Source organism: Proteiniclasticum sp., from assembly GCF_003514505.1.
Taxonomy (GTDB): domain Bacteria; phylum Bacillota; class Clostridia; order Clostridiales; family Clostridiaceae; genus Proteiniclasticum.
The window spans coordinates 1-25,233 of the sequence record NZ_DOPX01000028.1; the positions used below are offsets into that span (position 1 = coordinate 1).

Below are 25,233 nucleotides of genomic sequence, written 5' to 3' on the forward strand. Positions count from 1 at the left end.
GACAACTATATTGACAAATAGCGCTGCCAGATCTCCAATAATACTGCGGAAAACAGTATTCGTCCATTTACTGTAGGAAGGAAAAATTGGTTGTTCTCAGGAAGCCCTAAAGGTGCAGCATCAAGCGCCGCTGTTTACAGTATCGTGGAAACAGCGAAAGCCAATGGATTGAATCCCCATAAGTATTTGCAGAAGCTACTTGAAGAACTGCCTCGGATGAAAGAACCTACTGAAACCGATCTTGCACTGATAATGCCATGGAATGATAAAATACGAAAAACTTGCTCATGATGAACGTAACGCGCGGCCGAGAGGCCGCTTTCTTTTACTCTAATTATCGCATTAGAGTACTGAGGTTTCTATACGGTACTTTATTGTCCGCTTACTTTCCTTTGGTCCTGGGACGAAAGGGCTCACATGCGTTAGGAGCAGTTTTCAGATGCATAAATAACTTCAGCGCATTTGAGTTATATTCCACTTCTTCCCCTTTAGTATGTTTAACAACCAGTGCTTTAGGACTATCGATGACCAACTCCCTAGTCACTCCTCCAAGCTCTTTGAAGAGGTCCTGAATAGCTTCATAGATACACAATCCATTAACTTCCTTGGAACAGATTGCTGCTTTTGTACGGGAGTAGCTTAAGACCATGGTGAAACAATAAATCTTTATTTTCTTACCACCGACATATACCCAGTATTCCGCCCAGTCAAACTGGGCCTGATCACCTGCGAGAGTCTCAAATCTTACAGTAGCTTTTTTACTGATCTGCCTCTTCTCTGAATCCAGTGTTCTAAGGTATCGGTACACAGGATTGATCGTCTCCGTGTAACCCATTTTTACCAGCTCGTTGAATATCCTCGTTCCAATAAAATTGTATTCTCCGTCAAGATACCAGAGTCTGATGATATCCTTGCAGTCTTCCACTTTAGTTGGGCTTCGCTCCCGTCGGTAGACGGGCTCGCTCTCCAGTGACAATAGTCTTTTGACCGTATTCTTTGACATTTTCAGTTCTCTTGCGATCTGTTTCTTGGATACCCCCTTATCGTACATTCTTTTCACTGCATACCAATCTTGCATGTCTTTCACCTGCTTGTCTTCCTTAGGATGCTAATAGCAACATTCTAAGGATATTATCATCTTGTGAGGGGGTCAACTTTCAACGTCAAAAGGGGGTCAATATTCAGTGTAAATCAATAGAGATCTACTCATTGAGAGAAGAAAAGCAAAAAGTTCAAGTGGACAGTGCTTGCAAGGATGAAATCAAGAACCGGATCGTTGAGATGAGTACATTCCTCAAGGAGCAGCACACCTCAATTACCGAATATGATGAGGCACTGGTAAGGAGGCTGATTGAAAAGGTCACTATCCACGAGGACACGTTCACAGTAGAGTTCAAATCTGGACTGACAGTTCATATAGAAGAATAAAGAAAGCAAGGCACTCTACAAAGTTAATGTAGGGTGCCTTGTTATAAGTTCCTATAAAAGATAATATCTTAATCTTACTCATCTCATAAAATCAGAAAAAACATTCCATAAAGTTTTTAGATCAGATAGCTCAAGATCAAATATTGCCGCAATGGCTACAATCAGTGATAAAACAGTGACAACCATCATGAACCATTGAAGGCTTAAATTTGACTTTGTACTGCCATACTCTGCGGCATCATCTAAAATCTTTAGAAGATTATCAATCTGCTTTTTAGTCTCTGCAGTATTCTTTGCAATGCCTTTCAGACAACTTGAAGTAGTAGAACCATCTTTAATAAAACTACTTCTGAACTCCATTCCATCATCATGATCAATCGTATCACCGGTAAATTCACTAATAAATCTATAACTATAATATAACTTTTTTTCGACACTCACACGTACTTTTAAAACTTGAGATGTTTTTGCTCTACGAATAGCCTTACTGATTCTTCTATTGCAAATAGCAATGTCCCTTTCAGCAATTCTTCTCATGCTGCTAGCAGTCAAGTAATTTGCATAGATGTCTGAAATATCATGCTTTGCTATTTCCGGCAGATGATCTGTATTAGTATAGTTTCCTCCACAATACGCGGAAAGTCTTTTACCTTCATATTGACTGCATTCATAATCCCAACATACACAAGCATTATATTTTGGGGCATAATCCGTGTGAAACCCAAGCATTACACTATACCAAAATTCTCTAGTTTCTCTTGAACTGCTCGGCCTAATATTAGTTGAGTATGTATCAAAAGTGGGTGGAAACAGTTGATTATACTCAAAATAAACTCTAAAATAGCGCTTCAATTCTGAAAAAGCTTTCCATTTCAGTGTAGAAACAAGAGTATAGAGCTCTTTATATCTTGCATCATCCCCTGTATACTTAACCCTCCCAAATTTCTGAGGTTTGTACCAAGGAATATTGAACTGTCTAGAGACATCTGTGTAGGATAAATGTTTTCTTTTGCAAATTTCATTAACTTTCTCGTTAAAGTTGCCTGTTATGTAGAAACGATATTTAACTACTAAAAACGATGCGGATAAATTCATCAGTGATACAGCAACCTGCGATGAGAATTTTTCGAGATATTCATTTCGTATCAGTTTAACAACATAAAGGTTGTAAAATGACCCAAAATCAACATATCTACCCATGTTATCAATTCTATCAAGATCTTCAACGGTACGATAAGGTCCAAATGGAGCGGGCTTATTTTTTGAAACAAATTTTCTTATGGATTTTTTAAATATATCCAAATCTTCTTTAGGTAAGTAATCATAGAAATCAATATATTCTATATTTAAATATCCATCCTCATTTTCTTGTGTTGAGAAGTTAAATCCTAGTGGCATATCAGTAGAGGTGTCGTCTCTAAATCTATGGTCCTCAAAACTATTCCTTTCATATTCTTTCAATGGAAACTTTTTTGATACCCCAATACGAACTTTCTTATACGAGGAATAGGCAACACGAGAGAGATTACTAGAAAGTGATACTGAGTATTTTGAGAATACTTTTTTATATGATAAGCCTTTCACACTATCACCTCACTTCATACGATTTGTTGAAAATATATTCCTCTTCTTATTGTGTAAGCCGTTTTCTATTATATTCAGGATCACAATAGCTTCATGATACACAATGAATACGATATGCTCGATCAATAAAACATTCAACCTGCTTTCTCAACACTTACAGTTAACAAAAACATCTATTCTGCTCTGTACGGACCCTCTGACATCTAATCCGCTCTGTACGGGGCTTTAACCCCCTCTTGGACTAATTCCCGCAGAGCAAAAATCATCGTTTTTCTAACTAAAAAGTTTATCTCTAAAAACCCTGAAAGGCTTATATCAAGCCTTCCAGAGTACACTTTTCTATTTTCTTGACATCAATACTACCGTTTCGACGTGAATTTTTTAGGCTATTTCACACTTTTCAAAAATACAGTAAAAATGCAATGTTTATGCTGGTTTGATATCCATCCTGTCCTCTCGCCAAATGATTCTCAATTAGGCTATTTTCGATTCTTACTTCTTTGAACTGTATTTTTTGCTTTTCCGCTGGCTTGTATCTTCACCTTTTATCACATTACTACGATGTTGTTTTTCATGCTGCACCGCTTGGAATGTTTCCTTAGATATTATAGCCGGGTTGTTATTCTCTGCCCGATAGTATGAATCGTGCTTTCTATTATCCAACAACCGCACATTGCCTATATACTTTTCATTACTGAGCATTACGTCAATTGTTCTCTTCGGCCATGTAGCCTTTCCGATAGGGGACTTGATCCCCAACCGTTCCAGTTCTTTTACAATACCTAAAACGCTCTTACCCTGAAGATAGAGATTAAATATCATTCGGACATTTTTGGCTTACTCATCATCAATAGCCAAATTTCCGTCTGCTTCATTGTAATACCCATAACATTTTCTATTATATAGCTTTGAAGTACCTTGTGCAGCGCGTTGTTTGATACCCCACTTGATATTATCGCTGCGTGATTCATTCTCTGCCTGAGCAATTGACTCTATAATTGAAATCATAAGGTCGTTATCTGTATCTGCTGTATCAAGCACTTCCTGTTCAAATATAACACGAACACCAAGAATCCTTAGCTGGTTCAACGCATCAAGAACTTCTACTGTATCTCGGCCAAATCTGCTGATGCTCTTGGTTAGAATAATTTCTATATCATGTGACTTACAATCCTGCAGCATACGGGTAAACTCTTTTCGAGATGAACCTGTCTTGCTTGAAGCAATATCAATGTACACATCTACTAATAACCATTTGGGATTAGCTGCCGTTAATCTTGTTAGCGCTGATACTTGAGCGGCGAGGCTTTTCAGCTGTTCCGCACTGTTTGTACTCACACGACAATAAATGCCTACTCGCTTTTCCCGCTTTGGAGGTAATGGTGGTATGAAATGTATTGTTTTATTATCAGCCACGACAACACCTCCTGGTCAATAGACAAACTGAATTTTACTTTTTTGCTGTTATGGACCATTTTCTTCACAATAAATCGAATAGGAAATGACAGATACTATGCTATATTTCATCATTGTAGTATTTTTTTATTGCATCTTCTAAGTTGTTTGCTTTCCATATGCGATTATCATATTCGTGATCCCACATAAACACATTATCATTTCGTACTCCATCTTGAGATGTTATCGGGTAGCCATAATAATCGCCGCAGCCATTGCCTCCAAAAAATAATAAGCAGTCAAGAGGCATAAAACAATCAAGTTTTCTTGCAGATAAATTTATTTCTGTGATTTGCTCCGTAGAAAAAATAAGCCAATTATCCCCGTTCATATCTAGCAGCAGTTCCTTTAAGTCATTAGGCAATTTACAGCCCAATGATTTTTCAACATCAGAAATCTGCTTTTCTGTGGCTGGGGGATTTGGCTTGATGTAATTATGTTTACTTGTCAATTCTCTATATATCACGTGCCAATCCATCATATAACTATCCCCTTTTATATCAATAACTTTACATTTACACTGCTCGATAAATTCAAACTTGTCGAACTGTTTGATCTCCCTATTATCGTTGATTAATTTTTCATTTACCATTATGGCTAATAAACATATTAGCATATTTCAGTCATGTTGGTTATCCTATTCTTCAACCTTTTAACCCTAATATCCAACCTGACCACACAACCTCGATTTTTTCATAAAACATCTAAATCGACCACTTGTAAACCCCTGACATCTAACCTGACTTCTCGCCAACCACTGACATCTAAATCGCTCTGTCACAGGGTTTAAGCCTTGTTTCGATATGTTTCCACGAAGCAAAAAATATCATTTTTTTCATGCTCCGATTTCAAACTCAAAACACACGAATGGCTTATATACTGGGCCTTACAAGTCCCTACTCTTTTACCCTTGACATCAATACTACCGTCTCAACGTGATAGGACTGAGGAAAGTTATCAATGGGAGTCACTTTCTCTGTTCTATACCCAAGTGTTTCCAGTATACCTAGATCTCTTCCAAGAGAACCAGGGTCACAAGAAACGTAGACAATCTTTTCAGGATGGATCTTCGCTATGGATTCAAGAAGAGAACCGTCACATCCCTTTCTTGGAGGATCCACAACAACCACATCTGCATGAATCCCTCTCTCCATAAGGTCTACGATAACCTCTTCTGATTTCCCAAGAAGGAACTCTACATTCTCAACTCCATTGATCTTTGCATTTACCATGGCGTCAGCTACAGCTTCCGGTACAATCTCAATACCATACACTTTCTTTGCCTTCTGCGAAAGGAAAAGAGAAATGGTTCCCGCACCACAGTAGCAGTCAAAGACAGTCTCACTGCCAGAAAGGTTTGCATATTCCAGTGCCTTTCCATACATCACTTCCGTCTGCTTTGGATTCACCTGGAAAAATGAATGAGGAGAAATCTTAAACTTAAAAGGTCCGATGTAGTCTTCTATGAACTCTTTTCCATAGACCAGATGATTCTGTCCACCAAGAACCACATTGGTATCTTCACGATTCACGTTAAGAATCAGTGATTGGAACCCAGGAAGTTCTTTCAGTTTTGTAAGAAGCACATCCAGATGTGGCACATCCTTACTTGTAACCACCAGCACCACCATAAGATCTCCTGTACTGAATCCCTTTCTGACCATAAGATGTCTAAGAATTCCCTGAGGATTCACCCCCAGATCCTGATGGTAGGTGGAAACATCATAAGCCTCCGCCCAAGTTCGAAGCACAGAAAGTACTTCGTCTGCTTCCTGGTGCTGAACGATGCAGGCTTCAATATCCACGATTCTATGGGATCTTTTCGCGTAAAACCCTGCCACAAATTCCCCATCCACTCTGCCAAGAGGAATCTGAACTTTATTCCTGTAGCGGAACGGTGTGTCCATACCCAGTGTATCCTCCACCGTCACATGGGAGATCTTGCCGATCCGTTCCAGGGAATCTTTGACCCTGGTTTTCTTAAAGTCCAGCTGTCCTTCATAATCGCAGTGCATGAGATGACAGCCTCCGCATCTGTAATAATAGGGACAGGGCGGTTCCACCCGGTGGCTGCTCGCCTTCTCCACTTCCATCATCTTCGCAAATCCGTAAGACTTATTGGTCTTCAGCACCTTAGCATGGATCTCTTCCCCAGGCAGTGCAAACTCCACAAACAGCGGATATCCTTCTACTTTTCCAATGCCTTCCCCTGTATGACCCTGCCCCGATATGACCAGCTTTATTTCATCATTCTTCTTCATGTATACCTACCCCATCATTCTCATTCTTTCTCTCATTATAATCTATAAAGCTACCGAACCACAAAAAAAATGCACCCATTCAAAGGGTGCTGAAGTTTTTGAATCAGTTGCCAATAATTCAATTTTTTACATGTACTACTATATCATCAGTTTTTTGCCTAAATGTAAATTTATAAAGTCTAAACTGTAAACTTTTTATTAAATTTTATAAATCATAACCAGAGAACACCCAAACTAATTGATTCTCAACACGTTTCAAGAATATGTATAAATTGTTAATTTTACAACCCAACAAAAAGGAGCCCGAAGGCTCCTCTCATGGATATCTTAAATTCTATGACTTCAGTACTGTTCTACCATTGATCACAAGACTTCTCTTTCCATCGATGGTCACAAGAGTGCCTTCAGTCAGAACAGACATAGCCTCCAATGCTTCTGCGATGACTGGAATGTCATGTTTCATGGCTTCCACAGAGATTTCAGGGGTCACCTGATTGGTTTCTACTATGACTCCTGCAGTCTTATGGATGATATTGAGGTAATCGTCTGTAAGAGCATTCACCACAAGAATATCTCCATCAGAAATCTTCTCATCGGCCATCTTGAAATTAATGGCTTTCTTGATGACACCACTGACCACCTGCTTGGTCTCATGGGTCCTCTTTCCTTGCAGCAGCACATCTCCAATGAGATGAACCTTGATCATATTGGTGGATCCTACAAAGTTTATCGGAAGACCCGCAGTGATGACCACAAGTTCTCCATCCTTCACGAAACCTTTTCTCTTAGCGATCTCAGCAGTGCTGTCAATCATTTCGTCTGTGGATTCATAAAGCTCTGCAACAATAGGGTACACGCCCCAGTAAACAGAGAGCTTTCTTGCCACATTCTTGCTTGGTGTGATGGCAAGAATCGGACACTCCGGTCTGAATCTAGACACGTTTTTCGCTGTGCTTCCTGATACCGTCGCTGAGATGATGGCAGATGCCCCCAGCTCATAAGCTGTAGTCACACTGGCAAGGGAAATGGCCATGGGCACAGAAGAAGCATGGCTCATCATGAGCTTGGACAGCACCTTATCGTGCTTGATGCGTCCTTCCACGTCTTCCGAAATCTTCACCATGGTCCTTACTGCTTCTACAGGATACTTGCCATTGGCTGTTTCTCCTGAAAGCATGATACAGTCGGTGCCATCTAAGATTGCATTGGCCACGTCTGAAACTTCAGCTCTTGTTGGTCTTGGGAAACGGACCATAGACTCCAGCATCTGAGTTGCTGTGACTACAGGCTTTCCAGCCAAGTTGCACAGTTCAATGATTTTCTTCTGGATTCCAGGCACCTGCTCCAAGGGAATCTCCACGCCCATATCTCCACGGGCAACCATGACGCCGTCAGAGTACTTCACAATTTCTTCAACGTTGTCTACGCCTTCCTGGTTCTCAATCTTGGACATCAGGAAAATATCATCCGCTCCAAGATTTCTGAGCACTTTTCTTATGGCAAGGACGTCGTCTGCTTTACGGATAAACGATGCTGCAACGATATCTACACCCATCTCCACGCCAAAGGCCAAATCTTCGAGATCCTTCTCGGTGAGCGCAGGAAGCTGCGTCTTGATCCCAGGAAGATTGATCCCCTTATGGTTGGACACTGTACCAGAGTTCAGGATTTTTGCTTTGATCACGCCTGAAACAAGATCTACGGAAACGACTTCTAATGCGATAAGACCGTCATCGATGAGGATTCTGGATCCCACTTCCACATCTTCCGCAAGCTTATTGTAGGTCAGAGAAAACTTTGTGGCATCCCCAAGAATCTCTTCCTTGGTATGGATTTCAATGAAATTTCCTTCTTCCAATTGAACTGGAGCATCTTTGAAATCGTGGGTTCTGATTTCAGGACCCTTGGTATCAAGAAGAATGGCCACAGTCTTCCCCTGCTCCTCAGCAATCTTTCTTACTCTTTCCATTTTCATGCGGTGATTCGCGTGGGTATCATGGGAAAAGTTATGTCTGGAAACATTCATACCCGCCTGAATCAGCTCCCGGATGGTTTCCTCACTTTCTGATGTGGGTCCAATGGTACAGATAATTTTCGTTTTACGCATGTTCATCCTCCTATTTTTTCTTATACAAGGTCCATGGCAATCTGATAGAGTTTTTCATTAAAAGGTCTTGTCATGCTCAGCGCTTCATGGATATCATAATCTACAATATCTCCTTTTACAGTTCCGATGACTCTTGCGGATTTACCTTCTATCAGAAGCTCCACCGCACGGTGTCCCATACGGGTAGCAAGAATTCTGTCATAGGCTGTAGGCATGCCGCCTCTCTGAATATGGCCCAGTACGGTAGTTCTTGTCTCTATACCTGACACATCTTCAATCTCTTTTGCAATCTCTTCAGAATTTCCGACACCTTCAGCAATGACCACCAGGTTGTGGTGCTTCTTGTGTCTTTTTCCGTCCATGACGGTTTTGATGATTTCATCTTTGCTGTATTTCTTTTCCGGAACCAGAATGGTGGTGGCTCCACCGGCAATTCCTGCATATAGTGCAAGATCTCCACAGTTTCTTCCCATAACTTCCACCACAGAGACTCTCTGATGGGAGGAAGAGGTATCACGGATTTTATTGATGGCATCAATGACAGTATTCTGGGCAGTGTCAAATCCAATGGTACGGTCCGTATAAGCCATGTCATTATCGATGGTTCCAGGAATCCCTATGGTTTTGATGCCAAGATCGGATAATCCCTTCGCCCCCATGAAGGATCCATCTCCACCAATGACCACAAGCCCTTCTATGCCATACACTCTCAGCACCTGCGCAGCCTTTTCGCGAACCTTAGGATCCGCAAACTCAGGGAATCTGGCAGTTTTCAGGATGGTTCCACCCTTCTGGATGATATCAGACACAGAACTTCTGTCCATAGGAAGGATTTCTCCCTCATGGAGCCCTAAGTATCCTTTGTAAATCCCCATGACTTCTATATTGTTCACAAGAGCAGTACGTACAACAGCTCGGATGGCCGCATTCATTCCTGGCGCGTCGCCACCGCTGGTCAGTATCCCAATTTTCTTCATTTTTATATACCCTCCTAAAGAGGCAGAAGAGGTTCTCTTCCGTCCATTAAAATTTAGCCCATCTTATTGTATCTCTAAAATGAAATGATTTCAAGATGATGCTCTGCCGCGAGAAAAAGTTAATATCTCCATGATACCACCGTCTGGACTTTTCCTAAGATTCAACCACTTTGACATTATCCTCTCCAAGTTTTTCCTCCAGCATCTTTACAATGGGGGACCATTCATCCACCCACAGATCCCTGGACAGCTGCATCACTTCTCTGGTCTTGGAAGAAACCACATGGACTGGCATTTCTCCATGGAAGGTTTTAAACACCGTTCGTAAAGTCTTCACCATCAGTCTTGCTTCTTCCATATCCTTAAACCTCAGGTAGAGCTTTTTCTTTTTCTCCTCCAGGTTTCCGATGGACTCCACAATGATCTTTGTATTCTCTTCCTCTTTAATGGAAACTCTACCCCGGATCAGCACAATACGGTCTTCTTTCAGCTCTGAAACTACTTTTTCGTAGGCTTTCGGAAACACAATGCACTCGATGACACCAGACAGATCCTCCAGCATCAGAAAGGCCATCATAGAAGAGTTTCTTGTGATTTTCCTCGTGATGTTTCTCATGAGTCCCCCAAGAATCACCCGGTCACCGTCTTTCAGATCTTTCTCATGAAGAACCGCATCCGCAAACATAGAGGCTTCATCCCGGACATCATCCAGGATGCTGTGATCCTCCGTGAGGATATCCGACACTTTGTGGCTGACACTTCTTGCCAGCCTGTCCTCATACTCATCCAACGGATGACCCGAGAGGTACATCCCTGTCATTTCCTTTTCCATGAACAGCAGGTCCTTATGCCTGAACTCCTTAAGGTTTGGATAGGAAATGGTCATCATTTCCTCCTCTTCCAGAAGATCTCCAAACAAAGAGACCTGACCTTCAATATTTTTTCTGTTTTTCTGCGTGAAGCTGTCCATGATCTTCTCATAAACCGCCAGCATCTGCGCTCTGTTTCCATCGAGTCCATCAAAAACCCCCGCACGGATCAGCGCTTCCACTGCTCGTTTATTAAGACTTCCATTGGTGTTTCTCTCGAGAAAATCCATCAGTGTCTTATATACGCCGCCGGATCTTCTGTTTTCCACCAGGGACTCCACCATCTGCTTACCGACACCCTTGATGGCGCCGAGGCCAAAGACAATCTTCCCATCCTTTACCTTGTATTTCCATTCAGACAAGTTGACGTCTGGAGCATCCACTTCAATGCCCAAACCTTTGGCAAATCTAAGATAAGCGTAGCATTTATCCGCATTGCCCAGGAAGGAGTTCAGCATAGCTGCTGTAAACTCAGCAGGGTAATACCGCATGAGATAGGCCGTCTGATAACCGATGACCGCATAGGCTGCCGCATGCGCTTTATTGAAGGCATAGCTTGCAAAATCCATCATCTGGTTGAAGATGGTGTTGGCTACCTGCTCAGAGATTCCATTTCGAACACAGCCAGGCACAATGACATTTCCATTTTCATCATCCAGTCCATAAATAAAGTTCTTTCGCTCTTCTTCCATGACATCATGCTTCTTCTTGCTCATGGCTCGCCTTACAAGATCAGACCTTCCCAGAGAGTATCCTGCAAGGTCCCGCACAATTTGCATCACTTGCTCCTGGTAAATTATAACTCCGTAAGTGACTGAAAGAATAGGCTCCAGTTCTGGACAAAGATAGGTGACTTTTTCCGGATGGTTCTTATTTTCGATGTATCTTGGAATCTCCGCCATAGGTCCTGGACGGTATAGAGAAATGCCCGCGATGATGTCTTCTAAAGAGTCTGGTTTCAGCTCCTTCATGAAGCTTGTCATGCCCGCAGACTCCAGCTGGAAAACCCCCACGGTTTTTCCTTCTCCAATCATCTTATAGACCTCAGGGTCCTGAAGAGGCAGGTTGTCGATATCAATGTCCACGCCTCTATTGTCTTTCACCATATCCACGGTATCCCGCATGACGGTGAGAGTACGAAGACCCAGGAAGTCCATTTTCAAAAGTCCAAGTTCTTCCAAGGTGTTCATGGTGAACTGCGTTACAATGGACTCCTCATTTTTCTGAAGCGGAACATAATTCACCAGCGGCTTTTCAGAAATCACAACTCCTGCCGCATGGGTGGAGGCGTGTCTTGAAAGACCTTCCAGCTTCTTTGCGATGTCTAGAAGCTCCATGACACGCCCATCACTTTCATAGGCGCGTTTCAGTTCCGGATTCATCTCAATGGCTCCTTCTAAAGTAATGCCCAGAACCGTTGGAATCATCTTGGCGATCTGATCCACTTCCCCATAGGGGTAGTTCATGGCTCTGCCCACATCCCGGATACAAGCTCTTGCAGCCATGGTACCAAAGGTGATGATCTGAGCCACATTGTCTGCTCCATATTTTCCTACCACATAGTCAATGACTTCACCTCGCCTTTCGTAGCAAAAGTCCGAATCGATATCCGGCATGGAGATTCTTTCCGGATTGAGAAAACGCTCGAAAAGCAGCTGATACTTGATGGGGTCAATCTTCGTGATGTTGAGGCAATAGGACACACAAGACCCCGCAGCGCTTCCTCTGCCGGCGCCAGTGGCTATGCCATGGTCATTGGCGAACTTGATGAAGTCCCATACGATGAGGAAATAATCCACATATCCCATATCATTCATGATCTTCAGCTCATAATCTATTCTTGTGATGATCTCCTTCTGCTCTTTCTCCACCAGACCTCTCAGCTCTTCCACATGAATAGGCTTACCCCGATAGGCTGAGAAGGCATCATACTTCTCCACCATCCCTTCGTAGGTCCTTTCTGTGAGATAGGTGTAAGGGTCCGCTCCTTCTGGCAGCGGGAACTTTGGCAGCTTCGACACGTGGAACTCATAGTCAAAGCTGCACATCTCCGCAATTTTCACCGTATTCTCCAGAGCTTCCGGTACATGGGAAAAGAGATCTTCCATTTCCTCATAGGACTTCAGATAGAACTCATCGGAAGGATACCGCATACGGTTCTCTTCCTCCACTGTTTTTCCTGTCTGTATGCAAAGAAGAATGTCATGGGCTCTGGCATCTTCTTTCTTCAGGTAATGAACATCATTGGTGCAGACAAGAGGGATCCCAAGTTCTTTGGCCAAAGCGATGTTCAGCTTATTGACCTTTCTCTGCTCCTCCAGTCCATGGTCTTGAAGCTCCAGATAATAATCCTCCCCGAACAGTCCATGATAGAACTTCGCGGCTTCCTTGGCTCTATCCGGCATCCCCAGATTGAAAAACTCCTGCACTTCGCCACCGAGACAAGCAGAAAGACAAATAAGCCCTTCTGAATGCTTCTCCAGAAAAGCGTGGTCTACCCTTGGTTTATAGTAAAACCCAGACAAGGAGGCTTCCGACACAATCTTCATGAGATTCTCATAGCCCCTCTCGTTCTTTACGAGAAGAACAAGATGGTGGGTCGTATTCTCCGGATCCTGGTTCTTGATGTTCATATCTTTCGCAGCCACATAGATTTCACAGCCGATGATGGGCTTGATGCCTGCTTTTTTTGCTTCTTTGTAAAAATCCACACAGCCGTACATGGAGCCATGGTCCGTAATGGCCACATGCTTCATGCCCAGTTCTTTCACACGGCTGATGATTCCGCTGATCTTCGCCGAGCCATCCAGAAGACTGTATTCTGTATGAAGGTGAAGATGGGCAAATGGTTTATCCATAAATTCAGTCCTTTCTATACCAAAGACAAATAGAGGTTCCTATGCGCTGAAGTCACAGGCTTTGGAATCTTCAAGCATGGGTCTTAAGTGCGCCAGCACCTCATCCACATGGTACGGATGCACCTGATACTCATCCATGGCTTCTTTGGAGTCAAAACCTGAAATGAGGCAGATGTCGTAGCTTCTTCCCGTGAACAACTCATCTTGACCTACCACCAGATGCTTCAGCTGGGGGATGTTTCCCTCCATGGCCTGAAGCAGCCCCTTTGCCTTTTCCATATTCTCTTTAGAGTTTTCTTTTAACTTGAACATCACAACATGATAAAACATATGATTTCCCCCTATTTACTCCATGTGCTTTCTTTACACCTTCGTTCTTACTCATCCAGCGTATGCAAAATACTGAGTCTGGATGTGGCAATGAGCTTGTCTCTTGATTTCAGATTCACATCCACTTTAGAGTGGAGCTTAGATGTCTTGATGATGTTGATCTCCATGGTGAACTTCGCATCAATGCCCAGCACTTCATAAAAGTCCGTAGCGCATTTATCCAGGCTGCAGCTGTAGTACTGGTTCTGAAGATGGGAGATGGCAGTCTTTGACATGAGCATGGAAAGGAGTCCTCTGGAAGCATTACCCAAGGGATCCAGAAACTCTGCCGTCACCACGCCACTGTAGTAGAACTTCCCTTCTCTTTTTTCCACCGTCAAGTGCCGGATGATCTTATCCTCCATGGTATCTGTTTCCATGGGCTTCATATGACGCTCCTGAAGAGCTTTCAGGATGTCCGTTCTCGTAATGACGCCCACAAGGACTCCATCTTCAGTCACAGGACACAGCGGAAGATTTTCCCAGTCCATGATGTGTGCCACATAGGATACCGTGGTCTTGGGCGTTACAGAAAGATTCACCTTGCGGAGCACCTCTCCCACCCGGTCACTGTCTTCTCTGCCAAGGGTTTCCTTGGGGGTGATAATGCCCTGGACCACCATTTTCTCATCCACCACCGGAAACTTTTCATGGCCAGAACGCTCAGACAGCCTGATATAGTCATGGATGGTGTCCCGCACTGTCAGATGATAGGTTTCCTTCTGGATGATGTCTTTCACATAGGGAATGGTCTGTTTGATGAGATTTTCTGAGATGCCACGATTGATCATGGATGCTGTGGTGAATGTGTCATAGGAACAGGAGATGATTGGAATCTTCAGCCTGTCCGCCAGGGCCACATTCTTCTCCGAAGCTTTGAAGCCACCGGTGATGAGCACACCAACCCCCATGTTGAGGGCAAGGCTATGCACTTCATCCCGGTTGCCCACAATGAGAAGGCCACCAACTGTGAGATACTTTTTCATGGCTTCCATGGTCATGGCTCCGATGTTGAACCTGTAGATGGTCTTTTCAATGCCATCTCTGCCACCAAGAAGCTCTCCATCTACTATACGGATGATCTCATTGTAGGTGATGGATTCGATCTTTTTCTCTTTTTCACTCTCCACACGGATGGTTCCTGTTCGGGGAAGGGTTTCCAGATACCCTTCCTCCTCCATGAGCTTAATGGCTTTATAAGCCGTGGCATCACTGACTCCCCGGTCTTTTGCCAGGGTTCTGACAGAGAGTTTTGTGCCCAGCTGCATTTCTTTAATATGTTCCATGATACGGTCGATCTTCGCCATTAGAGTCCTCCCTTTCTCAGTTCATCTGCAATCTTTTCTATTTTTCTCAATCTATGGTTCACTCCGGATTTCCCAACCGGCGGATCGAGCATTTCTCCAAGCTCCTTCAATGACTCATCTGGATATTCAAGCCGCAGCTCTGCAATATCACGCAGGGGCTTTGAGAGTCTTTTCAGACCAATCTCCTTTTCGATGAGCTTAATGGATTCCACTTGCCGAACCGCTGCATTAACGGTCTTTGAAAGGTTTGCTGTCTCGCAGTTCACCAGTCGGTTCACATTGTTCCTCATATCTTTGACAATGCGGACATTTTCGAACTCAAAAAGACTATTGTAGGCACCGATGATGGAAAGAATATCCACGATCTGTTCTCCCTCTTTCAGGTAGACAATGTGGGAGTTCTTTCGGGCGATGACCTTTGAAGTCAGCCCATAGGAATTAATCAGCTCTTTCAGCTCTTCTGCAAGTTCCAGAGAGTTCACCACAAACTCCAGATGATAGGCTTTCTCCGGATTTGACACACTGCCAGATCCCAGAAAGGAGCCTTTGATATAGGCTTTCTTCAGCGCATCCGTATGCACCAGATTGGGACTGATGGAGTAGTTCAGCCCCACAGCGCCTTCCTCTTCCTTCAGTATTCCTGTCTCCAGAAGAAGTTCCCGAAGGCCCATATCCTCGGAGATGACAATCACATAGACATTGTTTTTCTTGAGAGATCCGGATTTTTTCACGAGAAGCCTTCCATGAATTTTCAAATGGTCCTTGAGAAGCTTAAAAATAAACCTCGCTGTGGAGGGGTTCTCCGTAGTGATTTTAAACGACAGCTTCGCAGACCCAAAGGCCAGGGTTCCGGATAGACGCATGATGGCGGATAAAAGAGCAATGATTTCTGCCCTTGTAATTTCTGTATTTTTCGTGATTTCATTTTTCACTGTAGAGGAAAAAGACATATAGCTCACCAGCCTGTTTTATTATAGTTCGATAATTCTCTGTATCTTCTGTATTTTTCAAGACAGTTTTAGTACAGCTGACCCTTCAATTATAACATAAACCATCCCTGGTGCATCGCAAAAAGACCCCTTTACGTCGTATAAAATTAGACCGAAAGCTCTGACTGCACATCAAAGATTCCGGTCTAATTTTACATTCAATCCTACTGCTTCTTCCCTTTGAGTTTTCCAGACAGCGCCACATACTCCAGAATTCTCTTCTTGTCACTGACCAAGGTCTCTTCCAGAACAATCTCCATGAGCTTCTGTGAGAGCTTATCCGCATCATGCCGTACAGAAGATTCTCTTGGTTTTATAAAGTCTCCCTGGATCAGTTTGAAAGGCTCTTCTTTAAGGTTCTCATAATCAATCTCCACTTCAAACTGGTTCATTCGATGATACTTTTCCCGAAGATGATCATTTCTGATCTTCATATCATTGGCAAAAACGTAGTCCAGCGGACCGATGTCCCCATGGGCATAGAGCGCTTTCAGATGATCCGATACTTTAAAGCCATCTGTTTCACCAGGCTGAGTCATGACATTGGCGATGTAAATCTTCCTGCCTCTGCTTTCTTTAATGGCTTCAGGCACACCTTTCACCAGAAGGTTTGGAATAACAGAGGTGTATAGCGATCCTGGACCTAAAATAATGGCATCTGCCCGTAGAATTTCATTTTTCACATCTTCTAATGCCTCTGCATCCTCGGGCACAATATAGAGCCTTTGAATCCTCGCTCCTTCTTTGATACTCACATCTGGAATATGGGACTCTCCCACCACCAGCTGATTGTTATCCAGCACCGCATGAATCTTCACATTATCCAAGGTCACAGGGAGCACCTTACCAGTGATGGCAAGGACGCTGGCCATCTTCTGCACTGCATCCTCAAAATTGTCTGATACTCCATCCATGGCCGCCAGAAAAAGATTACCGAAGCTTTGTCCTTTCAGCGTACCATCTTTAAAACGGTACTGCATAAGTTCCTCCATGAGAGGCTCTGTGTTGGCAAGGGCCACCAGACAGTTTCTGATGTCACCAGGCGGCAGGATGCCAAGATCCTCTCTGAGCGCGCCTGAGCCGCCGCCGTCATCGGCCACGGTCACCACGGCGGTAATATTATTGGTGTAGTTCTTGATCCCTTTCAATATGGTGGAAAGACCTGTTCCTCCACCAATGATGACCACTCTTGGTCCTTGGACCAGAAGCTTCTTGTCATGAATGAGACTTCCGATCTCCCTGGAGTCCATATTGAAATGAATGAGACCATCCTGCACAAGACTCATAAAGCTTTTGATAAGCTCCGCAGTAGATACATACAAGGTGGAAGCTCCCAGTATCAGAAGATACACATAATAGACGCTATAGGCTTCTTCTCCAAAGCGTCTGAAAATAAGCTCTATGATCGCAAATATTAGGAGTCCTATGCCTACGATCCCCAGTCCAAACCATCTTTTCAACCCCACACCCATATTAAGCCAGTCTTTTATCTTCATAGTTATGCACCACAAATCCCTCATATTTATTACATAGATTATACCACAGCCGCTTGGATAGGGAACATATCGCCAGTACATAAGAAGTTCTTGCGGTAAATTCCACGGAATCCCTGTTTCTCCTCTGGCTCCAAAGTCGATAAAACTCAAATCTCTGTATGGCATACGATGTTCGGGCAATGCTTTTCTTAGCTTAGCACTGAACTTTACTTCGCATTTCCCTAGACAAAGTGCACCCATAAGGTCCCACTCAAATACATATGTGAAGAATCTCTTTTCTTATGCATCATGTGGAAGCTGCCACTTTTCCTCAAACTGAAAGGGGAGACTATGATAACATAGCCTCTCCCTTTAAAAATCAGGTTTTCACCAATTCAATATAGATGAACTACATCGTTCATGCACATTATCTTTTGCTTTTTACCTTCTCCCAGTTGATCTGTACGATGATTTTGTCAAATTTAGCTTCCCGTCTGAAGATACTGGATGAGATTTCTCTATTGAGCTTAAGGCAGTTCTCAAAGGTGTATCTATCCCCATTCTCATAAAACACCGAGACAGCATCATGGTCTGTACATTCATATATCACAGGCACAGAACATAGGGTGAATCCGAGCTGGTTCTCCCTAATATCCAGCTTCCGTCCAGGCAGCATCCAATCCACAGGGCTCTTTATGAACTCCTCTTCCGATAAAAGAGTCGGTGCAAAGGAGATTTCCCCTTGCGATACAAAGACACCAAGCTCACTGAATCTTGTTATGATATCCTCCTTGACCTGTCCCGTCATGCCAGGCTGCTGGACACCAGCAAAACTTGGTGTGTGGGAGTAGGCATCCGTTGGGAACGCGCCATATTTTACTGGTGATTTTGTCACGCCAATGCCTTCTTTTAAATCTCTGAAGTGCTTTTTCAGCTGATCCGCCTCATCCGCAGCTCCCCTAAGAACCGCATGGTCGTGATTTTCCTTCGCAGCCAGCACCAGTTTTGAAACCATATGCCAGTAAATGCTTCCTAGACCCTCATACTTGAAGAAGGTCCCCGATCGGCCGGTAAAGGCATGGTGATCAAACAAGTTGCTGAATATCTCACCCACAGCCTGAATATCCTTATGCTCATAGGCATCAGTTTTTCTTAAAGCATCCATGATTTCCTTGGCATTTCGGAATTGTCCATTAAACCGGTACTGACCATTGACATCCTTTTCCACAAATTTCCGGGAACCCATCTCAAGTTCCTTCTTCAAAATCAGAGAGGATTCCACCGCTTCCGCTGGAATGATGTTTTTCTCCAAAAACTTCGGCAAATCCCTTTCAGGATACAGCATATAGCTGTTCTGGTCTTCACGGTAAATTTTACTGTTTCTGAGAGCTTCCAGCACGTTCAGCGCTTCATCCTCGCTTAAGGCTCCGGAGCTTAGCACCGCCACCTGGCCTTCAAGCATCTCATATAAATGAGATAGCGTGCAGGTATGTCCAGAGAACTTCAGCAGATTATAGGAATGATAGAGTCCATCTTCTCTTCTGTTTTCTTTGATGGTCGTGATCAGATGCCGTTCTGCCGTATTCAAAAATCTTCTGACATCCAGATAATCAAGTTGAATCTTTTCACCTGTAAAACCATTCTCATAAATCGCTTGGCGGTAGGATTCTCCAATCTTACCAAGTTTCTTGACCATCTCAAACCGCTCTTCTTCCGTGAGCCCTCTCTCCAGAGCTTCCTCACTTTCTGAAAGCACCTTCAGCATCTGATCGAACATGGCTTTCACTTCAGAGGATACATCTACAGTTCCAGATACCTCATCCATCAGCCGCTCCATAAAGCTCAAGTACCTGTAGAGATAGTATAACGTAACCATAGATACGCCATTTCCAACCAAAGCATTGTTGGCATCATTCCATTCCGGACGCTGTGTGTTCATCCATATACCCCCTCCTGGGATATAGTTTGACATCTTAGAAAGCATCACCACAAGGAGTTTTTCCATCAGGTTCACATGATAAATCTCTTCTCCTCTAAAATGCAATTTGCCGTCAGCACCACAGTTCTCCACTCTTTGTTCGATGAGTCCCGCGCATTCTTCATCATAGACGATGGTATCTTTCGAATTTTCGATCAGGCCGTCTATTCCTTTGATTCTATAAGGTACATTGGCATAGACAAAGCTTTCTTTTGAGAGCATTTCACCCAATTTCTTTGGATGGTAGTTTCTTGACATCTCCAGGATCTTTAAAAGATAGATCACTTGATGATCTCCCCAGTAACCGATATTAGACCAGGGATCAGAAGGATCCGGTTCTTCCCAGTCAATTCCATCCTTCGTGATTCGGTACGGATTGTATCCGTCCGGTGTAGATGCATTCACGAACTTGGAAATGATGCTTTCAATATATTCTGGGAAGGAAATAGAAAGGGCTTCCCAGTTCTGGAAAATATCTCTCCAGTTGCCTTCAAAATTCAGATTCTGTTCCCCATTTTCACCATTGATCTTGATGTTGAATTTATTCCATGGACGGCTGGGATCTCCATGACGTCTGGAATAGGTCAGAGGCAGATATTCAAGAACCAACCGCTCATAATCAGGGTCTCCAGTCTTCTCCACCATAGCGAGCAGATCCAAATAACTGATCTCCCCAGGCAAGTTCTCCAGCTCTTCCTTGTATTTCGCCATAATAGAACTGTTCCATTTTCCAATGAAGGCAATGAGGTCCTTCGTGGTAATCCTATACCCATCCGCATAAATCCCACCACGCATGATGTTATAAAGCGTATTCGAAAAATGTCTGTACCCGGCCAACCGATCTTCTGTGAATTGGAACCCATCTGCATCAAAGACCAGTTTTTTGAGCTTTTCGTCACCTCTTACAAGATCCTCTTCCAAGGAAGTCAGTATGCTGTCTCCATCCGCAATCTCTTTCATCAGGGATTCCACATCTGATGCGCTCTGCTTCAGCTCTGAAACAATCACCCACTTCTTTATGTCAGAAGGTTCAAGCATCAGTTCAGCGGAGACATAAAACGCTCCTCGTTGTCCTTTGATATCATGCTCAGTGGACACTTCAAGACCCTTTGCGAAATTTCTGATCTGCTTTTCGGAGAGAAGATACCTGGCATCCCCCAAGCCCTTTGTCCAAACCGTTGTCGCTTTCAGTGATTCACTGGGTTCTGGCTGGTCCGAAATGATGGAGCTCAGTGTAAAAATCCCAAGCGCAGCGCTTTCTATCAGTTCATTTCTTTTGTATCCATCAATGAGCGTACTTCGGCTTGTCTGGGTTAGTGCATCGACCCCATAAGGGAGGATGTTCCGAATCCCGTCCAGCACAGAAATCTCTACAGTTTTGCCGCAGCTGCTGACAATCTCTGACTCTTTGACCACCCCATAACGGCTGCTCATTTTCCAGGAGTATCGGTAGGTCAGGTTGAGATCAAGATTCTCTTCCTCGAATACTATTTTGTTCCCCATGGTGTTCTTGTATAGATTTCTCTGGATTTTATATAAATCCGCATTATGGTTCGTAAAAGGTTTCCAGAAAACCCTCCGGTCTCCCAAGGAAACGATCAATGCGGTATCTGGTCCTGTGGTTTCTATGCTGTCATGGACTTTATCGTCGGTGACGTAGGGAAACAGAGCATTATCCGCATTTTCTCTTCCCGCCGTAAGACCACCGGTACTGGACACAAACATCCAGAAATCCCCATCATTGACAATGGTCATGAAAAATGGAGGCATCTCATGAAAATCACTGATTCTGAAAAATGTTTCACCGTTCATTTCCACTGTTTTCAAAGAAACTTCCGGTGAATCTCCTTGTAAAATACAATCCCCGATATATAAACTCTTATCTCTCATCTTACTATCCTTTCATCCTATGGTTAGCCTTTTACTGCACCTGCTGAGATATTTTCAATCAGATATTTCGAGGCGAAAATAAACACAATAACAATTGGTACAATCGAGATGGCAAATCCCAGATAAATTGCTCCCTGATTCTGATACCAGATCCGAAGCGCTTTCAGCGAGGAAATAACCATGGGCAGTGTTTCATTTTCCTTGGAACTTAAAATCACTCGCGCACTGAGATAATTGTTCCAAGATCCGATGAAGGTGAAGATGGACATGGTTGCAACTCCTGGTGCCATAAGAGGCAGTGCGATCCTATGGAAGATGTACATCTCTCCTGCGCCGTCTATTCTCGCAGCCTCTATGATCTCTCTTCCTAAAGATGAGCTGATATAGGCTCTGAGGAAAAATACCGTGCCGATAGAGGCAATGGACGGTATGATCAGTGCAAGATGATTGTCCATGAGACCAATCTGTGTCATGAGTCTGACATACCCTAGAAATGCCAGTTGGCTGGGAACCATCATGAAAATCAGAATCAGCCCAAACAGAACATTTTTCCCTCTAAAATTATAGATATGGAACCCGTATGCTGTCAGAGCGGAAAAATAAGCTGAAAGAACCGTAACGGACACGGCTATTTTCAGAGAGTTTCTGAAACCACGCATCACATCAACGTTCTCCACGAGAATTTTATAGTTTTCCATTAAACTTTTTCCAGGTATCAACGTGATTCCCTGAGTCGAAATAGACATGCCGTCTCGGGTGGCATTGATGAGCACTATCCAGAAGGGTATCACTGCAATAACCACCAAAAACGCCAGAAAAAGATAGATCAGCGTATATACCGTCACTTTTCTGATTTTATTTCTTCGAATTTCTCTCCGTCTTTCCTCTTCGGTCTGTGGAGCGCTGCGCTCTACGATTCTATTGCCTTTCAAGAGAATCACCACCTTTCATCATCAGTGCCTGCTTCTTTCTCAACTTCTTCTCTTTATGGTTCATAAAAAACTCTTTAATTTCTCGTCTATTTGTTGCGATGGTAAAAACAGCGGTAAAGACCATAATGAGTAAAAATAAAACAAAGGAAAGGGCGGATGCATAACCGTAGTTTCGATAAACAAAAGCCATGTTATAGATGTATACAATCATTGTGTTCAGACTGCCTTCCGGGAAACCTTTGCCGTCGGTAATGAGAAACGGTATGTCAAAAAGCTGAAGACCACCAATAAGCCCTGTCACCATGACATACATCAGGATGGGTTTAATAGAGGGTATGGTGATGTTTTTCATGATCTGAAGTCTGGTGGCACCGTCAATTCTTGCAGCTTCAAATGTTTCTTTACTTACTGCCTGCACAGAAGCCATGAACAGAATAAACGAGTTGCCAAACCACATCCAAGTCTGAATACCTGAAACACTCATCTGAGCCAGAATAGGCTTTGTAAGCCAACCAATGGCTTGATCGATCCATCCGATGTTAAAGAGAACCTGATTCACCACTCCATAATCCCGATCTAGAAGTTTAAAGAAAATCAACGCTATGGTCGCAGAAGCGATGAGATTCGGCAGATAAAACACCACGCGGAAGAATCCCAGCCCTTTGACTTTGTATTTGATGTCTGAAAAAATCATCACCAGCAGAAATGCCAAAAAGATCTGGAAAAATATGTTCACAGCCCAGATTCTGATGGTATTGAAGAACGCATCCACCACATTGGGATCATTGAAAACCAGCTTGAAATTCTCCGCTCCAATAAACACTTGTGGTCCATAGCCCTTATATCTGGTCATAGAAAGATAGAGTGTAAACAGAATCGGATATACATTAAATAATGCAAACACCAGGAAAAATGGTGTGATGAAAAAATATCCTTTCCTTTCCTTTGTTTTTCTCATTTTTACCTCCATATGCAAAAGTAGACATTACGTCTACTTCTGCATAGTTTTTGTTTATTCAGTTGGCAGTCCATCCACATAGATTTCAGGATATGTTACCTTCACATCATTGTAGAATGCAGTCAGCACATCCGCTACGGAAGCATAACCTGCAGAACCCTGCTTGTAATTTGTGATATGGATGCCTAGAAGATCATTTAGTCCTCTGTCATACACAGTAACGTTGGATAGATCAATCTTGGAAGCTTCTTCACTGAACACCTCCAGGTGATTCATGCCGCCTAGGGATTCTCTTCCAGCATAGTCAGCGATGACTGGTGCCATAACAGATTCAACAGAATACATGTCTCCGTCAGCCGCCTGTCTCTCTGCAAGTCTTTCCTTGTCAAACAGCATGGACTTCAGGAATGCAAATGCTGCTTCTGGATTCTTTGAGTCTGCGTTAACTCCAAGATAAGTTCCACCCCAGAAATAAGAGTTAGGACCTGAAGCCATACCCCAGTTGCCTTTAAACGCTGCCTTTTCATACTCGTCTTTCTTTGCCTGGTCAGCGTCCTCTGCTGGCTTAGGCAGTGTGTTGCCACTGGCATCCACTTTTTCCATGTTTGGTTCGATAATATACTTTAGACCCCATGTTGGCATGGAGTATGCCATAACCTGCCAGCTCTTTCCTTCTGCATCTGTCAGATCCTTATCCATGGCATCAAACCAAGGACCACTCCACTCAGCTGCATTGGCTGTCAAGGAATCACTGATGGTCTCTCCATACATACCCTTAACCAGATTGATGTAAGGAATCTGCTCTTTGATTTTCGCAGGATTCAGCTTTCCATCTTCTCCAATCCACTTAGCAGGATCATTGGTTCCTGCTGCAAAGTGTCTTACAGCCTGATCATCTGGGAATAAACGCCAGTTTGGATTGAACTCCTTCACTTCCACCTGAGCCTGTAGCATGTTGTCAATGGTATTGAACTTGTTTTCGTTCATCCAGTTTGTGACAGCAGCGTTATAATCATCTGTACCCTCAGCTGGGAAGCCTGGTTCTGTTCCCCAAACTTCAGCAGCCATATCTGTCTTGAAGAAAATAGCGCCTGGTGTTACCTGCCATGATAATGCGGCAAGCTTTCCGGTTGCAGGATCAATTCCAGACTGCCAGATGTATTCAGCATAATCCGCTTTTTCAGCAGCCAGATCCACATCTTTATCGTTCTCCATCATGGTTTCAATATCCGCATAGTATCCAGCTTCAATAAACTGCTTGATATGATCGAGCTCGCCTGTAAAAACGTCTGGTCCATTTCCGGAGGACAGAGCTGGTAAAATCTTATCCATGTAACCATCCTGAATGGATACAGCTACAAATTCTACTTCCATTCCAGCAAACGGCTTTCCGTCTGCAGTATACAGCTCCTTAAAGTTATCAATATCACCAGCGGTCTGAAGTTCATCTGTAAAAGACCAGATTACCAACTTCTCATTGGAATAGTCCTTATTTGGATCAACCTCCACAGAAGGTGCATCCTCTTTCTTGCCACAGGCAGAAAGAACAACCATAGACGCCAGTAAGAATGAAAGAATTTTTTTGATATTCATCCGATTAACCCCTTTTTAAAGTTTTTTCAACACACAGTAATGTCGTACCCATAATATAACACAATCACGAAAGCGGTTTCAATGCTTTTTCGAAAGATTTTTTAAAAAATGAAAACCTTTTTATCTTTATTGAACCACCACTCATCGAAGATGCCATTTTGCTCTCCATCATTAAAAAAGATTGATTTAATCTTCTAACACAT

General features: G+C 43.3%; 18 protein-coding genes and 1 pseudogene. 2 read left to right on the top strand and 17 right to left on the bottom strand.

Annotation, left to right across the window (positions count from 1 at the left end; translation table 11 throughout):
• The first annotated feature begins 30 nt into the window (after positions 1-30).
• Positions 31-291, top strand: a complete 261-nt coding sequence (locus tag DEF30_RS09795) for a transposase domain-containing protein (protein WP_294098907.1) — start codon at positions 31-33, stop codon at positions 289-291.
• A 91-nt stretch (positions 292-382) separates the two neighbouring features.
• On the opposite strand, the gene istA is transcribed toward DEF30_RS09795, so the two are convergent.
• On the bottom strand, positions 383-1,078 hold the full coding sequence (gene istA / locus DEF30_RS09800) for an IS21 family transposase (protein WP_294098793.1): 696 nt from the start codon (positions 1,076-1,078) through the stop codon (positions 383-385).
• Positions 1,079-1,209: 131 nt separating this feature from the next.
• Between istA and DEF30_RS09805 the strand changes: the two genes are divergently transcribed.
• Positions 1,210-1,428: a hypothetical protein gene (locus tag DEF30_RS09805; RefSeq protein WP_294098795.1), complete on the top strand. Its 219-nt coding sequence runs from the start codon at positions 1,210-1,212 to the stop codon at positions 1,426-1,428.
• Between the two features lie 78 nt (positions 1,429-1,506).
• Here DEF30_RS09805 and DEF30_RS09810 read toward each other — a convergent pair whose 3' ends face one another.
• The 16 genes and pseudogenes from DEF30_RS09810 to DEF30_RS09885 all read right to left on the bottom strand — a co-directional run bounded on the left by DEF30_RS09810 (position 1,507) and on the right by DEF30_RS09885 (position 25,030).
• Positions 1,507-3,012 (bottom strand): hypothetical protein, encoded by a 1,506-nt coding sequence (locus DEF30_RS09810; RefSeq protein WP_294098797.1) that lies wholly within the window; start codon positions 3,010-3,012, stop codon positions 1,507-1,509.
• Between the two features lie 492 nt (positions 3,013-3,504).
• A pseudogene (locus tag DEF30_RS09815) lies at positions 3,505-3,837 on the bottom strand (recombinase family protein); the annotation flags it as partial.
• A gap of 12 nt (positions 3,838-3,849) precedes the next feature.
• Positions 3,850-4,428, bottom strand: a complete 579-nt coding sequence (locus DEF30_RS09820) for a recombinase family protein (RefSeq protein WP_294098799.1) — start codon at positions 4,426-4,428, stop codon at positions 3,850-3,852.
• Between the two features lie 100 nt (positions 4,429-4,528).
• Positions 4,529-5,059: an SMI1/KNR4 family protein gene (locus tag DEF30_RS09825; RefSeq protein WP_294098800.1), complete on the bottom strand. Its 531-nt coding sequence runs from the start codon at positions 5,057-5,059 to the stop codon at positions 4,529-4,531.
• 304 nt (positions 5,060-5,363) lie between these two features.
• On the bottom strand, positions 5,364-6,728 hold the full coding sequence (gene rlmD / locus DEF30_RS09830) for a 23S rRNA (uracil(1939)-C(5))-methyltransferase RlmD (RefSeq protein ID WP_294098801.1): 1,365 nt from the start codon (positions 6,726-6,728) through the stop codon (positions 5,364-5,366).
• A 334-nt stretch (positions 6,729-7,062) separates the two neighbouring features.
• A complete protein-coding gene (gene pyk, locus DEF30_RS09835) occupies positions 7,063-8,835 on the bottom strand; it encodes a pyruvate kinase (RefSeq protein WP_294098803.1) in 1,773 nt (590 codons plus the stop codon).
• A 20-nt stretch (positions 8,836-8,855) separates the two neighbouring features.
• Positions 8,856-9,812, bottom strand: a complete 957-nt coding sequence (pfkA, locus tag DEF30_RS09840; RefSeq protein ID WP_294098805.1) for a 6-phosphofructokinase — start codon at positions 9,810-9,812, stop codon at positions 8,856-8,858.
• 154 nt (positions 9,813-9,966) lie between these two features.
• Positions 9,967-13,539 carry a DNA polymerase III subunit alpha gene (locus DEF30_RS09845; protein WP_294098806.1) on the bottom strand — a complete coding sequence of 1,191 codons (3,573 nt, stop codon included), beginning with the start codon at positions 13,537-13,539 and terminating at the stop codon, positions 9,967-9,969.
• 39 nt (positions 13,540-13,578) lie between these two features.
• Complete coding sequence (locus DEF30_RS09850; RefSeq protein WP_294098808.1) at positions 13,579-13,869, bottom strand: Dabb family protein; 291 nt, start codon at positions 13,867-13,869, stop codon at positions 13,579-13,581.
• A 47-nt stretch (positions 13,870-13,916) separates the two neighbouring features.
• Positions 13,917-15,215 (bottom strand): DRTGG domain-containing protein, encoded by a 1,299-nt coding sequence (locus DEF30_RS09855; RefSeq protein ID WP_074912615.1) that lies wholly within the window; start codon positions 15,213-15,215, stop codon positions 13,917-13,919.
• Positions 15,215-16,165 carry a DNA-binding protein WhiA gene (gene whiA / locus DEF30_RS09860; RefSeq protein ID WP_294098909.1) on the bottom strand — a complete coding sequence of 317 codons (951 nt, stop codon included), beginning with the start codon at positions 16,163-16,165 and terminating at the stop codon, positions 15,215-15,217. Before whiA ends, DEF30_RS09855 begins: the two co-directional genes overlap by 1 nt.
• 203 nt (positions 16,166-16,368) lie before the next feature.
• Complete coding sequence (locus DEF30_RS09865) at positions 16,369-17,700, bottom strand: gluconeogenesis factor YvcK family protein (RefSeq protein WP_294098812.1); 1,332 nt, start codon at positions 17,698-17,700, stop codon at positions 16,369-16,371.
• Between the two features lie 406 nt (positions 17,701-18,106).
• Entirely contained in the window at positions 18,107-21,547 is a 3,441-nt protein-coding gene (locus DEF30_RS09870) for a hypothetical protein (protein WP_294098813.1), read from the bottom strand.
• Positions 21,548-21,570: 23 nt separating this feature from the next.
• Positions 21,571-22,479 carry a carbohydrate ABC transporter permease gene (locus DEF30_RS09875; RefSeq protein ID WP_294098815.1) on the bottom strand — a complete coding sequence of 303 codons (909 nt, stop codon included), beginning with the start codon at positions 22,477-22,479 and terminating at the stop codon, positions 21,571-21,573.
• Positions 22,466-23,437: a sugar ABC transporter permease gene (locus DEF30_RS09880; RefSeq protein ID WP_294098817.1), complete on the bottom strand. Its 972-nt coding sequence runs from the start codon at positions 23,435-23,437 to the stop codon at positions 22,466-22,468. Before DEF30_RS09880 ends, DEF30_RS09875 begins: the two co-directional genes overlap by 14 nt.
• A 54-nt stretch (positions 23,438-23,491) precedes the next feature.
• Positions 23,492-25,030 (bottom strand): extracellular solute-binding protein, encoded by a 1,539-nt coding sequence (locus DEF30_RS09885; RefSeq protein WP_294098819.1) that lies wholly within the window; start codon positions 25,028-25,030, stop codon positions 23,492-23,494.
• Positions 25,031-25,233: the final 203 nt, after the last annotated feature.